The organism is Puniceicoccaceae bacterium (assembly GCA_040224245.1).
Classification (GTDB): domain Bacteria; phylum Verrucomicrobiota; class Verrucomicrobiia; order Opitutales; family JAFGAQ01; genus JAKSBQ01.
Map to the genome: position 1 here is coordinate 1 of JBEGIR010000039.1, position 13,786 is coordinate 13,786.

The 13,786-nt window shown below is 53.3% G+C and carries 11 protein-coding genes and 1 pseudogene; 5 read left to right on the plus strand and 7 right to left on the minus strand.

Annotated elements, in window-relative coordinates; translation table 11 throughout:
• Nucleotides 1-261: 261 nt before the first annotated feature.
• The 5 genes and pseudogenes from ABQ298_06460 to ABQ298_06480 form a co-directional block, all read right to left on the minus strand.
• Complete coding sequence (locus tag ABQ298_06460) at nucleotides 262-1,116, minus strand: hypothetical protein (protein ID MEQ9824009.1); 855 nt, start codon at nucleotides 1,114-1,116, stop codon at nucleotides 262-264.
• A 155-nt stretch (nucleotides 1,117-1,271) separates the two neighbouring features.
• The gene (locus tag ABQ298_06465) at nucleotides 1,272-2,198 is read right to left on the minus strand and encodes a carbohydrate-binding protein (GenBank protein MEQ9824010.1); all 927 of its coding nucleotides are present in this window, start codon (nucleotides 2,196-2,198) and stop codon (nucleotides 1,272-1,274) included.
• Nucleotides 2,172-2,969 (minus strand): annotated as a pseudogene (locus tag ABQ298_06470) (glycoside hydrolase family 16 protein). The gene ABQ298_06465 and the pseudogene ABQ298_06470 overlap by 27 nt, the downstream one beginning before the upstream one ends.
• A 111-nt stretch (nucleotides 2,970-3,080) precedes the next feature.
• Entirely contained in the window at nucleotides 3,081-4,085 is a 1,005-nt protein-coding gene (locus ABQ298_06475) for a glycosyl hydrolase (protein ID MEQ9824011.1), read from the minus strand.
• Nucleotides 4,086-4,205: 120 nt separating this feature from the next.
• Nucleotides 4,206-7,145 carry a TonB-dependent receptor plug domain-containing protein gene (locus ABQ298_06480; GenBank protein ID MEQ9824012.1) on the minus strand — a complete coding sequence of 980 codons (2,940 nt, stop codon included), beginning with the start codon at nucleotides 7,143-7,145 and terminating at the stop codon, nucleotides 4,206-4,208.
• Between the two features lie 523 nt (nucleotides 7,146-7,668).
• On the opposite strand from ABQ298_06480, the gene ABQ298_06485 reads away from it, so the two are divergent.
• Entirely contained in the window at nucleotides 7,669-8,175 is a 507-nt protein-coding gene (locus ABQ298_06485) for a hypothetical protein (GenBank protein ID MEQ9824013.1), read from the plus strand.
• Between the two features lie 15 nt (nucleotides 8,176-8,190).
• On the opposite strand, the gene ABQ298_06490 is transcribed toward ABQ298_06485, so the two are convergent.
• Both ABQ298_06490 and ABQ298_06495 read right to left on the minus strand, forming a co-directional pair.
• Nucleotides 8,191-10,356: a TonB-dependent receptor gene (locus ABQ298_06490; GenBank protein ID MEQ9824014.1), complete on the minus strand. Its 2,166-nt coding sequence runs from the start codon at nucleotides 10,354-10,356 to the stop codon at nucleotides 8,191-8,193.
• Nucleotides 10,357-10,602: 246 nt separating this feature from the next.
• Complete coding sequence (locus ABQ298_06495) at nucleotides 10,603-11,058, minus strand: Rrf2 family transcriptional regulator (protein ID MEQ9824015.1); 456 nt, start codon at nucleotides 11,056-11,058, stop codon at nucleotides 10,603-10,605.
• A 124-nt stretch (nucleotides 11,059-11,182) separates the two neighbouring features.
• Between ABQ298_06495 and ric the strand changes: the two genes are divergently transcribed.
• The 4 genes from ric to ABQ298_06515 are packed head-to-tail and all read left to right on the plus strand — an operon-like array spanning nucleotide 11,183 to nucleotide 13,783.
• On the plus strand, nucleotides 11,183-11,893 hold the full coding sequence (gene ric, locus ABQ298_06500; protein MEQ9824016.1) for an iron-sulfur cluster repair di-iron protein: 711 nt from the start codon (nucleotides 11,183-11,185) through the stop codon (nucleotides 11,891-11,893).
• Nucleotides 11,894-11,947: 54 nt separating this feature from the next.
• Nucleotides 11,948-12,373 (plus strand): putative zinc-binding protein, encoded by a 426-nt coding sequence (locus tag ABQ298_06505; protein ID MEQ9824017.1) that lies wholly within the window; start codon nucleotides 11,948-11,950, stop codon nucleotides 12,371-12,373.
• The gene (locus ABQ298_06510; protein MEQ9824018.1) at nucleotides 12,354-12,779 is read left to right on the plus strand and encodes a pyridoxamine 5'-phosphate oxidase family protein; all 426 of its coding nucleotides are present in this window, start codon (nucleotides 12,354-12,356) and stop codon (nucleotides 12,777-12,779) included. The genes ABQ298_06505 and ABQ298_06510 overlap by 20 nt, the downstream gene beginning before the upstream one ends.
• A gap of 50 nt (nucleotides 12,780-12,829) precedes the next feature.
• Nucleotides 12,830-13,783, plus strand: coding sequence for a PAS domain-containing protein (locus ABQ298_06515; protein ID MEQ9824019.1), 954 nt, complete (start codon nucleotides 12,830-12,832; stop codon nucleotides 13,781-13,783).
• Nucleotides 13,784-13,786 lie beyond the last annotated feature (3 nt).

The window sequence follows — 13,786 nt, forward strand, 5'->3', positions numbered from 1 at the left end:
TTGAGTGGATGTGGCTTCCTGGGAATACGCCACAGTTTGCAATGCCAACGCAATGCAGCAGCTCGACAGGACCCGATGGACCCGACGGCAGGAATGAGACAGTGTGAATCGTTTCATAGTTGTTTTGGATAGAAATGGGAATCCCGTACAGGCAGCGGCAGCGTCTGGAATCGCATCGTCCAGAAAGTGCGGCGGGACCGACTGGCGGTTCAAATGCTCAAGAACGACTGTGCAAAAATGCGGTTCGCCAGCAGGATTATCCTAATCGGTAATCAGGCGGCATTTCACGATTTCGCGAGTGCTTCGCACAATGCAGAAAAAGGTATTGGATTCTGTCGGATCCCAGGCAAATGCCTGTCCTTCGGCGGGGATCGAAAGGGTGCTGATCCATTCCAGCACCGAACCCTGCTTCGGCATTCGCAGCACGTACATTTCAGGTTCGTCGTGTCCAGTCACATACAGAAATCCTTCTGGACCAAATCCACCACCCGAGAGCGTAAACTGCCCACCCAGATGCGCCATGAGTTCCTGCGGAAATACCCAGCCTCCTGTGCGTCTCCATTGATCGTCAAAACGCACAAGGCTCGTCCAGTTCGGATCGCGATTCGGCTCCGCCGCACGATTTCCATAGTGTGCAAAACATACCCACCACGCCTCTTCATGACGCAATACCCAGGTCACCGACCCAAAATAGGCTCCAAAACTGTGGGTTCCGGATGGCTGCAATGTCTGCGTATCAAACCATTCAACCGATCCCGTCATGGGGATCTCGGGGTAGTTGGAGTGGGCGACAACCAGCTGATTCCCCAGCACAACGCCCGCATTAAAATGCACGATGGGACCTCCACGTTCACTCGACCATTCGGCCTGCAACTCGAGACTCTTCCGGTCATACTTTGCGACCGAGAGCGTTCCGATGGCATAGAGATGATCGGGACCGACAGCAACTCCCTGTGTCGCCTGTGGAGCGTGAAAACGGGAAACCTCCTCGATGCGCCAGTTCACACTTTGATCCATGTTTTGCGGAGCATCCATAGCTGCACCGGAAAGCGGAAGGAACAACAGCGCAAGCAGCCCATGCAGAAGGACTGGAATCAAGTTTCGTGATAGGATCATGCGCCGAACCATCACGATTCCAAAACCAGCGTCAACGGTCAAAAACTGGCGTTTCCGAATTGTAACCACTCAGAAACCATCACGTGACAAAGCGACGAAATTGTCTCCGTTTTCAGGGGATGAAGACAGCCTCCTGATCCAACCTTGCGTCACACTCAGGAAACGCGATGCGTGTACCACGCAATCCCTTCCACAAACATCTCCGATGCATCCACATGGCGGCGAATGTACTCCACTTCCGAAGCATTGCTTGTGAAATAATGCGACGCAGTGCGCGGCAGGTAACATCTCCAAACCGGAAAAAACTCGCGCTGTTGCAACGTGACGGGATCAGGACCCACTGACTGGGTTCGCACATAAAACGCCACTCCTTCATAGACATATTGATGAGACAAGTTTGCGATCACAGTATCACGCTCCGACGCACTTGCTGTGTAGAAATGGGCACCCGCACGTTGATTGTAGAAGCGATATACGGGTGTATTGTATTCGCTCGGTGCATATTCCACTCCAAAAGTTGGCCCCTCGTAGCGCCACTGCGGCAGATTCAAGATCACCTGCTCGAGTTCATCCCGAAAGGCCGTAAAAAAATAGGCACCCGTCGCGGGTTGATAGAAGCGTTGCACCACACTTTCATCAGAAATCCAATCGAGCCACCGCAGCTGAACTCCACTACCTTGAGGCACCTCGAACTGCAGGCGCAGCTCCGTTCTTCCCTGCTCCAGCGACAGCGGACCGACAATGGCACTGCGCCAGACACCCTCTGCAGTCTGAGGTAAATTGACATTACCCGCTTCAGCACCATTGACCCAAACCTTCACAGCAACGCCCGCTTGCTCACTCGCATAGCGCAGGCTCAGGGAATAGCTGCCCGTGGAGGGCACATCCAAGGTATAGCTCACAGCATCCCCATCTTCAATTGACGCAAGGTGCAGGCCGTTGCGTTCAGCCGAATCCGTCTCTACGTCCAGTGAACCCTGCTGATCAGAAAATGCGGCGGCACTGATGCGGCCTGGAACCGGGTGCACTGGCATGGCACTCGGGTCATCGTAGGCATAGACCCGCACGTAATCCACTTCCATGCGTTGCGGAAAGATTGAGTCATCCACACCTTCACTGCCACCCCAGTTTCCCCCGATAGCGAGGTTCAGCAGCAGGTGAAAACGCTTGTCAAAAGGCCAGGATCCCGAGTCGCCACCATCATTGGGAAATGAGAAGTAGTGAATGTCGTTGAGATAGACATCAATGCGCTCTGGAGTCCAATCGAGTCGATAGACATGGAACTGCTCATCCACAGAGGGCACCACAATGGAGTCCCCGACCTGCGTTCCGATGGAATGATTAAACTTGCCCGTGTGCACCGTAGCGTGAACACGGTTCATGTCATACCCCACGTGCTCCATGATGTCGATTTCACCACTGTCCGGCCATCCCCCATATTCCCAATCCGTAGGCAACATCCAAATCGCAGCCCAGGTTCCACGCCCTGCGGGCAGTTTCGCACGAATGTCAAACCGCCCATACAACCAATCCCCTTTGTTCACCGTGCGCAGGCGTGCTGAGGTGTATTCCCGGGTGAAACCACTGTGGGTGAAGGACTCCTTGCGCGCTTCGATGATGAGTTTTCCATCCTCCACCCATGCATTCGGTTGCGGGTGATTTGCGGGCGTGTAGTTCTGGAGTTCATTGTTTCCCCAGGCCCATTCATTGCCATCCACATCAAAACTCCACTTGTTCGGGTTCGGGGCGCCCTCGACCTCAAACTCGTCCGACCAGACCAGCGTTGTTCCTGCGGGCACATTGACTGGCACTTCTGCGCGCAGTGAAATGGCAAGAGTGAAAAGCGTTCCCATGCACAGGTGCAGGGTTTGACTGTATCGCAAAAGGCTGGAAATCCTAAGGTTGTTCTGTTGCTTCATGATAATGGGGGGTTGATCGGCTTGAACCAGAGATCAGGCTCCGTTTCACTTTCGCATCACCTGTTTGGGTGTGCGATTCTCAAAAAACAGTCCCCAGTGTTTTTCCGCACCGTGCGGATTCCCGGGGTCTCCCTTCCAGGGTTCATCAAAGGCTTCAAAGAAAAAGACGGTCATCTGATTTTCCAGCGCCAACTGCTGAAGTTCCCTGTAGTAGCACTCCTGCTGGAGTTCTCCCGCACGGTCACCAAACTCGCTGGCAGTCGTCGCCCACCCCGCTTCCAAAACCGCAATCCGTGCTTCAGGCAAGGCCGCATGCACGGCTTTGAGATTTTCCACAGTGTAGCCCAATCCTTGCTCAATGGATTTCCCCTCCCAGACCGGATAGCTGTGAACCCCGATGAAATCCAGCTCTCGAGCGAGTCCGGCTCCCTCCTGTATCCACCACTCATAGTTCTCCGCAACCGTGACTTCCTGCGGAACCGCTGCCTTGACCCTGCGCACAAGTTCAATCACTCGCTCCACCGTCATCATGTGATCGTTCCAATTCACCAAAGCCTCATTGCCTACGTTGATCGCCACTACAATTCCCGGAAATCGCAGCGCCAGCCCGATGCCCTTGTCCACAGCCGCATCATTGCGAATGCGGTTGGCAGATAGCTGTGCAGCTGGGATCGGTTCGGTGAGCCACGGGCAGCCCTCATGATTGCTGACTTCAGCATCCAGCCACACGCCAAGCAGCACTTGCATGGGCAGGGCATGCTCAGCGATCAGCTCCAGCGTGCGCTCGGTATTCTCCGCAGTGTCGTACATGCGAATCAAGCGAAAGCCATGATCAATCAAAAGGTGGAGATCCTCGAGGATCTGCGCATCGCTCGGGTTGATCGCTCCGTCACCCCGGTCCGGATGCTGACCTTCCCGAAATCCAGAGTATGCCACCGCCCAGTGCTGCCCGGCAATGAGCGCGTCAGCAGTTTGCTCAAACGCTTGTATCCCCGTTTGCGGAATCAACGATATCAACCAAAACCAACAGAGCCATCGGGTTCTCTTCATGTCCGTCAATGTATTCAGCATAGAATGAAAATCAATGCAAATACACAGCGCTGTCCAAAAGAAAAACCTGCCGGGCATTTCCGACAGGTTTTTCTCTGAAAACAGCTGATAACGTCGAAATCAGAATACAAAGCCAGCTTGGAGCCTCCATGACAGGCCTGATTCATAAACATAACCATAAAGGTCCTTGTCGTCTGTCAGGTTGTCAACATTGAGCTGCAGGTAGACCGGGCGCTCCTTCCACTCAAAATCATAGCGAGCCATGGCGTTGAGCAGCAACTTCGTGTCGGTGTAGAGCTTGATACGGTTGCCATTCAGGTCCGTTACCGCATCACCCGAAACCGTGAATCCCGAGAGGTACTCGCGCTCGCTCTGGTAGGTGCCACCAAAGCCGAGCTTCAACCCTTCCAATACACCGCTGTCGAATTTGTAGCTGGTCCAGAATCCAAAGTCATGCTCCGGAGTATCGTCCAGGCTTTCTCCATTGGTGGTCGCGGGACCGCCCGTCCATGTGGAAGTGTCGGATGGATCCGTATAAGCTTCTTCCTTGGATACTCCCTGCAGTCCCCAGTTGCCATCCGGAAAATACCAGATCGCCCAACGATCCTGCGGGTAGGGATACTTTGGAAACTTTCCGGCATCGACTACCTTGCGTTCCGTGTTCGCGTAGTTCAACAGCAGTTGCCAGTTGTCCGTCAGTGAAAACAGGAACTGGATTTCGTAACCCTTGGATTCGGTCACACTCACAATATCGGCAAAATAGTCGACATCCCCTGCTGCCCAGTCCTGAGAGGCATTGTTTGCAGGGGTTCCATTCACCGAACTTCCGGCAAACATCCAACCCGGCCAACCGTTCTGTGAACCCCATTCGTAGATGGCGTCAAGATAGGCTGCTCCAGCAGTGTCGTTGCCATTGCCGTCCAACACGGTGATATAGGTCTGGCCATCCACGACCTGCACCATCCCCGCATTCTGAGCTGCGGTAAACAGCGCCAGGTTATCGGTATGCGACTGGTTGTTGGTCACATCCGAAATGTTGTAAACCGTCGGCTTTGTCGGATCGTACCGCCCCTTGGCTGGTGCAGGTGCCCACCACAGGCTCAAGGTCGAAGCACCGGTGACCTTGATTTCATACATGCTCATGGTCGCCGCGATCCGCCCATCGAGCAGGTTCAGCTTGACGCCGATTTCCTCACTCTCGGCTTTGGTTGCACTGATGGCATTGCCATATCCGTCACGCTTCCCGTCAAAGTTGGGTTCGAGTCCTTCAGACTTCAGACCAAACACGCTCAGACCTTCAATGAGTTCGATACTCAATCCAATCTGGGTGGTGTCCTCCGACTGTGCTTCGGGATCGCGGAAGTTACTGCTCGTCTGCACTCCACCTTCAAAGGTGTAATCCGTCAAATACTGGTCGTTGCGGTCACGGCGCATGCCATAAATTGCCGTAATGCGCTCATTCCAGAAACGTCCCTGCCATACACCATAGTAGCCCTGATTGTAGGAAATCGCATCGTTGCGATTCGTCGGAAGCAACGGAGAAAAGGCCTTCACGCCACTTGCAGTTCCATTGTCCTGAATGCCCTCTCCAAAACGGATCAGCGAGCGATCATCAGGACTCCGGTAGAGGAAGGATGAGTGATTGCCTGCTCCCGAAGTAAAACTTTGAGACTCATAGGTTGCCTTCAGATCCGACATGCCCAGAAGAAACATATGCGATTGGTTCAGCCAGCTCGAATCTTCAAAAAAGTTGGCCTGGTAATTCAGTTCCACTTTCACCTCTTCACGGGTGCGCTCAATGGACTGATCCTGCCACATGTAAATCAAGGAGGCATTGGTCAGCGTGCGATCATCTTCGTCGTCACCGTTGAAAATCTCGCCGTCGAAGACCGGGTCGCCATTGGCAAGTTCGAAGGGACGCACGTTAATCGTCGCCCACAGGTCACTCGGTCCCTGATCACGAACATAGGAGTTATTCACGATATCGCGCTTTTCGATCTCAACCTTGGCGCGATTGTAACCCACCATCATGTTTAGATCCTTCAAGATGCGATGCTCGGCTTCGATCAGAATGTTCGAAGTGTCGTTCTGAATGAAGGTGTCCGGACCCGACAGGCGAAACGTGCGGTTGTCCACATCGTCAAACACGACAAAACCTGCCTTCTGCAAACGACCTTGCTGCCCGATGACATTGTTCAGATCATCCAGATCACCACGGGCGCGCATGGTCTGAAACCCAATCCCGTTGGTACGATCATATCCCAGCTCGAGGTCCAGGGTGATTTTGGTGTTCTCAAACGGTTTGTAAACCAGAACGGGTGAAATAAACCAGCTCTCCCGATTCTGCACATCAGTCCAGTGCTCCGAGTCTTCAACCGACGCCGTCACGCGATAGCCCAGTTTGTCACTGATCGGTGCCGTATTGTCGAGTGTTGCCCGATACTGGCTGTCCGATCCGATCAGAGCGGTAACCGCTGTGAAACTCTCCTCAAGCGGGCGCTTTGGCAGATAGTTCACAATGCCACCAAAATTTCCAATACCATACAGCAATGCGGCAGGTCCGCGCACGACTTCAATACGATCAATATTCACCGAATCGGATGCGTGCTGCCGACGAAATCCTTTGCGAAGCGAGGAATCAGTCACAAATCCGCGCACCTTGATCGTCGTGTTGGTCAGGTTAGCGGTCGCACCCTCTCCGTTGTGCACTCCGCCTGGGACTCCATCCAACCCCACACCGGCATCGTTCTGGGATTGCAAAATGATACCTGCAGAGTAGCGCAGGGATTCACGCAGATCTATAGATCCCGTATCTTCAATGAACTCCGATGTGATGACCTCAATCGGCATCGGCATATCCTGCAGGGCAATGTTGATGCGAGAGCCTGAAATTGAGTTGCTGGCGTAATAACCACGGTCGCCTTCCGTATTTACCTCAAAAGGAGACAATTCGTAGACGTCCTCCTCGTCGTTTTGGGTCTCCTGCGCATAGGAGAGCAATCCACACATGCCCATGAGCGAGCATGCAAGAATGCTGTTCTTCAGTATTCGTTGAGTCATTTGTTTTTCGTTAGGGGGCTCAGGGTATAGTTCCCGGCAGAAGACAGGTTCAACCGGAAAACGGTTTGAGTTTTGTCCACACAACATGTGCAGCAGGAGAATTTCTGTCAACTTTTATTTGCATTCTTTTTCATTCTACGGAAAATTTTTGCAATTCATTCATACTCACCTCTCTTTGCCTTATTCCATGCGGTTCTAAGATTGTTTTCTGCCTTTATTTAAGGCAAATTCATTCAATCTATTCCCACATTATCGCACACAATTTCACTTATCACCCTCAAAACACAAATCCTACATCATCAACTCTTCATTTGTTTCATTAGACTTGCTCATAACCCCTATTGCCTGCAAAATTATCAGCACATCCTCGACAATCGGGCTTGATTCACTATGTTGAATTCCAGAACAATGCATCTACGAGTACGACCGCCCAAGAAGTCGCTTTGCAACAGGATCTTCGGTTCATCGATCCGATCCCTATCGCATTCTCACTCCACTTGATCTCTCAAACCTGCTTCCTCCGATGCATCACGATCCTCTCCTTGATGTGCTAAGCTCCGATCTGGAGTCTACGCTGATCCTCAGTTCCACCCTCGAAATCCAGCGTCTGCCCGAGTCGGCCCGTGTGCTTTTTGATCTTTTTTTTCCAGACTCCCAGCACAGTGGAACTCGCCTGCCTTTTCCCTTGCATTGCTGGATCATTGACCAGCTGCAGCACCAACGAACCTCCCATCAGGGAAAGCCGTTTAAGTCTGCCACTACCTTTTCCCAACACGGTCGCATCCTGATCGCCATCCTCTTCCAGTACCCTAAAGTGCCCGGTTTTCGCCTGTATCTCGAAGAGGACCCAACTGCCAGGGAGGTCTACGAATCCATCTGTTCCCAACTCACACGGCGTCAACTGGAAATGTACCACCTGATCAAGGAGGGGGAGCGTGACATTCGAACCATTGCCCAAAAGATGGGAATCTCCGTGCGCACGGCAGAGGGTCACAAGATGAACCTGCAACGCATTCTGCCACGTTTGTAAACACAGCCCATTCAGCTAAAAATGGGTTCGCACGCTCACGAAGAAACTCCGAGGTGAGCGTGGTCCGTAAAAGTATCCCGCATCCCGTTCAGCTCCACTGCTCAGATCCTTCTGGCGTTCATCCCAAAGGTTGCGCACCCCAAAACCAAGATCAATGTGGGCCGCCCTCTCGCCTTCTCCGAGCGCGATGTGTTTGGTAAAGGACAAGTCCATCACCCAAAATGGATCGGTTGCTTGATTTACCCATGCTTCCGTCTCGTTTACGGCAATCATCGACCCTGTATAGCGTACTCCGAGAAAAACGTCCAACAAGGCTTCGTTCAGATAGGAAAACTGCAGCCTGCCGGTCCATCGCGGAGCTTCGGTAAAGCGGCGCTCAAAAACTCCATCCAGAATCTCGGCAGGCTCTTCAAAGCGGGCATCATTCAAAGCAACACCTGCTTCCACACTGAAATGCGGCAGAAAGCGATAGCGCATGTTGAGTTCCGTTCCCTGAACAACCGCTCCACCCGCATTCACACGCTCCTTAAAAGCCAGTCCGTCCGCATCGATGAAAACGAGATCTGGAACATGAAACACATCCGAGATCTCAGTGCGGTACAGTTCCAGATCCACTTGCAACTGATTCTCCGCAAAAGCGGGAGTCCACACAAATCCCGTAGCGTATGAGACCGAGCGCTCCTCCTTCAACCCCGCTCCATTGCGCACCCTCGTGGGATCCTCAAGGATTTCAATGTGAAAATCTTCGTCAAAAATCTCCGGTGCACGAAATCCCGTCGACACCGACGCGCGCAGCGTCAGTGCTTCTGTTGCGGTCAAGCGAACTGCCGCCCGCGGAGACCAAACCCAATCCGCCAGCTGTGAGTGCTTGTCGCTCCGCAGCCCGAGGATGAGCGTCCAGTCCGCACTGGGATCCCATTCGTCCTGCAAAAATACACCCAGGTTGTCAAAAACGTCGTCAGCAATTGCATCTTCACCCGAAAAAGCGGCCACCGTGCCGTCACTGCGCAGCGGCTGTCCGAGATGATTCCTTTTTTCATCAAATACCGCATCCCGTTGATACTGGACGCCAAAGGAGAGCGTATGACGCGGTAACTGCAAGGTACCCAGCGAGTCCAGATACAGTCGCTCGCTGCGCGTCATTCCATAGAGCATCTTGGCCTGCTCCACTGCCGCCAGGTATTCCTGCTCGTCATAGCCTGCACTGCCCGGTAAGGCAACTGACCCCACTCCCCCGTAGTAGCTGTCGCGCTCGACATCCGACAAGGAAGCTCCGACTTTGTAACGAAAGTGCTCACTCAGTTCCTGGTCCCAGAATACACCGCCCCGATGCCAGCGGTGCTCAAGTGCCTCCGTGATCTGAGTCTCATGCGGCGCGAGATCGAAGCGATCTCCACTGCGGCGCTCCTCCCAAGTGTAGGCGTAATTCACCCGGATGCGTCCAGTCGACGTAGGGTAGACCCAAAAATGGGTGCCAACCGAATAGTAGTCTTTTTCCGTAATGTCAGTAAACCCATCCCCATTCAGATCCACCGCATCGCTCTTTCGCACATCACCATACACGGTACCCGCATGCTGGCGGAATCCTGCGAACCAGTCCTTCTTCCCTGCCACGAGCATTGACGACGCCCCATCCACCTGCTCAAAGGTTGCCGAAATATCCACCCCATTCACAAAGGGTTCTTGCGGAATCAGGTTGATCACACCCGCAACCGCCCCTGCACCATAGAGCGATGACGCACCTCCCTTGACCACCTCAATACGCTCGATGAACGAGGTTGAAATGTGCTCGAGTCCGTAGACCGCTGCCAGACCTGAAAACAATGGTTGTCCATCAAACAAAAGCCGGTTGTAGCCAGCGCCAAGCCCGAGGAGTTTCACTTCTGTGGTGCCACAGTTCTGGCAATTGGCTTCCACCCTGGCACCCGGCAAGTAGTCGAGAGCAGTGGCAATATCGCCAGCGTTGAAGGTGAAAAACAAGTCTGCGCCCAGCACTTCCATCTTCACGGGCAGATCCAACAGACTTCGCTCCGTGCGCGTCGCCGTCGACACCACCTGATACGCATCGAGCGTAAGAATCGCATCGCCGTCGTTGGCAAAAGCAGGAGAGCTAACGCACGCACCCAGTAGGAATACCAGCAGGTGTGAGCGACAAAAGAGTGAATTTGGTCTGGATCGCATAGGTAGGTTGAACATGAAAACATATCATGTAGCTTGAGCTACAATCAAAAGATGTAGCCTTGGCTACAAATAATAATTGTTAACAGTGAAAATTCACAGGGACGCGCATTTCAATCCATGAATGAGCCATTCCAGCCCAAATCCTTAACACGTAAGACCCATAAAGCCTGTGGCAGTAGACAGCTCGAAGCTGCAATCACTGGGACTTGCAGTGCTGGTCTGCCTCTACATTCAACCCAGGCACCTTCAATTCACCGCATCCGAGTCATCGGAATCCCCAAGAATCGTGCGAAACTGCTCCGATTTCCCCGATATCAGGTCCTCCAACGTATAGCGTTCAAGTACCCTAAAAAACATGTCCGCCGCTTCGTCGAGCACCCGCTTCAGGTTGCAGGAGGGACGCAAGCGACACGACACTCCACGGTGCTGGCAATCGATCACACGATCATCCGATTCCCCAAGACGCACCACCTCACCCACATTGATCCGTCCAGGTTCCCGTGCCAGAGTGAAGCCTCCACCACTTCCTTTCTGCGTATGCAGATAACCCGCCTTTCCCAGGCGATGCACAACCTTGACCAGGTGATTGCGCGAGATACCGTGAGCGCTCGCAACTTCATCCACAGTGGTACGCACATTACCTCTCACCGCAGCGTGCATGAGCACGCGCAGCGCAAAATCAGATTGAAGGCTGAGTTTCATTTCTAGCATTCCAACATGACTGCTTTTGAAATGCATTCAATTTTTAAATATGTATTTTTAATGCATATTTGAATTGCGTTGAAATCACTTCTACAACACGCTCCCCAAAAAACCATCTTTCATCATGTCTGAAATCAACGAACAATCTACAGTTGCAGCTTGGGTTCGCGCCATGCCTATCCGTGCTGGCATCTTCGAGAATCTGGGCATCGACTATTGCTGCGGTGGCAAAAAGCCGCTGGCCGATGTCTGCGCCCGCAAAGGTCTTGACGTCAAAACAGTCGTTTCGATGCTCAAGGCGCTCGATGCAGTCTCGGATTCCGAGGGCATCGACGTCGAACAACTTTCGCTGCGCGAACTCTGTGATCACATTGAACGCCAACACCATGACTGGTTGAGGCAGGAGCTTCCACGCCTCGATTTCATGACCGAGAAGGTGGCGCGCGTTCACGGTGACAGCGAGCCACGGCTAGTCGAGATCCGCAAAGTCTTCGAGTCGTTTGGTCCGGACCTCGTCGAACACACCGTTGAGGAGGAATCCAGTGTGTTCCCGCTGATTCGCAAACTGGAGTCCAATCCAGGCGAAGCGAAAATCATCGCGGAGAACCTGCGCAGTGCCATTCAGAAGCTTGAAGCGGAACACGACCAGGCTGGCTCGGCACTCGAGCGTTTCTCCGAACTGACGGATCGCTACCAGCCTCCCGAGTGGGCCTGCAACACCTTCCGCGCACTCTACGACACGCTCGAGCGACTCGAACGCAACATGCACCAGCATGTGCACAAGGAAAACAACATCCTGTTTCCCGCCGCACTTGCGATGGCAGCGAATCGCTGACCGACCGTCTCACATTGACTCACCATCAATTCTCAATCCGGAATCGCTTCAAACATGAAGGTATCCCGTCCAGAAACACCACCTGACGCACAGCCATTGATCTATTCCTGCTCGGGATGTTCCAGTGCGGCCCAGTTGGCCAATCACCTCGCCGTGCGCATGGATCGATTGGGTGAGGCCGAAATGTCGTGCATCGCCGGCCTCGGGGGTGACGTGAAACCTTTGGTGAGAACAGCATTGCGTGCAGTCGAATCGGGCCGACCCATTGTCATGATCGATGGATGCGCACTCAAATGCGGCCATCACATCCTGGCGCGCCACGGCATCACCGCTGACCTGCACTGGGATCTCGGAAAGAAAAAGGTCAGAAAGGAGAAACACGTCGATTTTGACCCTTCGCAGGCGAAGGAACTCGAAATCGAACTGCAACAGAGCATGCAAACCATCAAGCGTTTGTCCGATGAACCCTCTCAAGTCTAAATTCCCAAACACGATCACAACTCCGCCGTTCAGCGGAACCGCCCGCTCGGTGATTGACACTTCCCAATGGTTTTCCATTGCGACAACGGGTGCCCAGGGTCCTCACCTCGCAGCATGCTGGACACGCAACATTCTCGCCCTCGGGTATTCGGACCAGACCATTTCCATTCCGGTTTGGCGTTTGCAGCAAACGGAACGAAATTTGACCAAGGATCCCCGTATGCAATTACTCTTTGTTTCGTCAAAAGTGGTGCGTGCTGCGGGTCCCGGGCAGGGTCTGACCGTTTCCGGAACGGGAACCATTCACCGGGCAGGTCCGCTTTTTGAAGAAGCACGGCAAACCCTTCAATGGATTCACGGAGTTCTGATGCTTTCGATTCATTCGTGGAATCTGCATTTGCCCTAGTTTCTCTGCCGAGAAAACCCACTCCAAACACCAAACTCTAAGCATCCATCATGAAACTCATTGAACCCGCAATCCCCGAATACGGACTGGCATTACCGGAAGAACATCCGGTGCGAATCTACCTCGAGGAAAACGCTCACCTGGGTCGACTGCTCGACGAGTTGGAACCTGTGGATCCGCTCTCCGACTACCAGTTGGTCTACAATCTTTTCAATCAGGTCGCTTGCGTCGACATCCGTTACACGCGCAAGGAGAACCAGCTCTTTCCCTACCTGGAAAAACGCGGCTGGTATGGCCCCAGCCAGGGCATGTGGTCCTTTCAGGATGAAAACCGCAAACTGATCAAACAGGTGCGCCGTCGTCTCGAAAGTGGCAAGCTCGACCACTTGCACGCTGAGATTCGCACCATGATCGCAGAGCTGCGCCGCATGAGGGAGATCGAAGAGAGTCGGCTATTTCCGCTCGCCTTGGAAATCCTGCTTCCCGAGGACTGGGAAGCAATGAAGCATGGCGAGTCCGAAATTGGCTGGATGCACCGGACTGCTGATGCTTCCTCTGTTGAAACCGCGCCGACACCCGTGCAGGCCCTTGCTGAAGGCATTTTGCGCATGAACGAGGGAACGATGACGCTTGAGCAGATCAACCTGATGCTGCAGTTCATTCCTTTTGATCTCACCTATGTCGATGAGAATGACCGTGTGCTCTTCTACAACCGCGGAGAGGACCGCGTCTTCCCACGCAGTGCAGGTGTGATCGGTCGTGAGGTCCGGTTTTGTCACCCTCCCAAAAGTGTTGGCACAGTGCTGGAAATTCTCGATGCGTTTCGCGCGGGCAACAAGGATGAGGCTGAATTCTGGATCCGTTTCAAGGGTCGCATGGTTCACATTCGCTACTTTGCCATTCGCGACGCAGTTGGAACATACCGTGGTGTCATCGAAGTTTCGCAGGATATCACGGATATTCAAAAGCTTGAGGGTGAAAAACGCTTGTTGGATTGGGACTGATGC

What these genes read in the sequence shown, in the direction of transcription:
- ABQ298_06460 (MEQ9824009.1), bottom strand. Translation starts at nt 1,116, where the DNA reads ATGATCCTATCACGAAACTTGATTCCAGTCCTTCTGCATGGGCTGCTT.
- ABQ298_06465 (MEQ9824010.1), bottom strand. Translation starts at nt 2,198, where the DNA reads ATGGAAGTGGATTACGTGCGGGTCTATGCCTACGATGACCCGAGTGCC.
- ABQ298_06475 (MEQ9824011.1), bottom strand. Translation starts at nt 4,085, where the DNA reads ATGAAGAGAACCCGATGGCTCTGTTGGTTTTGGTTGATATCGTTGATT.
- ABQ298_06480 (MEQ9824012.1), bottom strand. Translation starts at nt 7,145, where the DNA reads ATGACTCAACGAATACTGAAGAACAGCATTCTTGCATGCTCGCTCATG.
- ABQ298_06485 (MEQ9824013.1), top strand. Translation starts at nt 7,669, where the DNA reads ATGCATCACGATCCTCTCCTTGATGTGCTAAGCTCCGATCTGGAGTCT.
- ABQ298_06490 (MEQ9824014.1), bottom strand. Translation starts at nt 10,356, where the DNA reads ATGCGATCCAGACCAAATTCACTCTTTTGTCGCTCACACCTGCTGGTA.
- ABQ298_06495 (MEQ9824015.1), bottom strand. Translation starts at nt 11,058, where the DNA reads ATGAAACTCAGCCTTCAATCTGATTTTGCGCTGCGCGTGCTCATGCAC.
- ric (MEQ9824016.1), top strand. Translation starts at nt 11,183, where the DNA reads ATGTCTGAAATCAACGAACAATCTACAGTTGCAGCTTGGGTTCGCGCC.
- ABQ298_06505 (MEQ9824017.1), top strand. Translation starts at nt 11,948, where the DNA reads ATGAAGGTATCCCGTCCAGAAACACCACCTGACGCACAGCCATTGATC.
- ABQ298_06510 (MEQ9824018.1), top strand. Translation starts at nt 12,354, where the DNA reads ATGAACCCTCTCAAGTCTAAATTCCCAAACACGATCACAACTCCGCCG.
- ABQ298_06515 (MEQ9824019.1), top strand. Translation starts at nt 12,830, where the DNA reads ATGAAACTCATTGAACCCGCAATCCCCGAATACGGACTGGCATTACCG.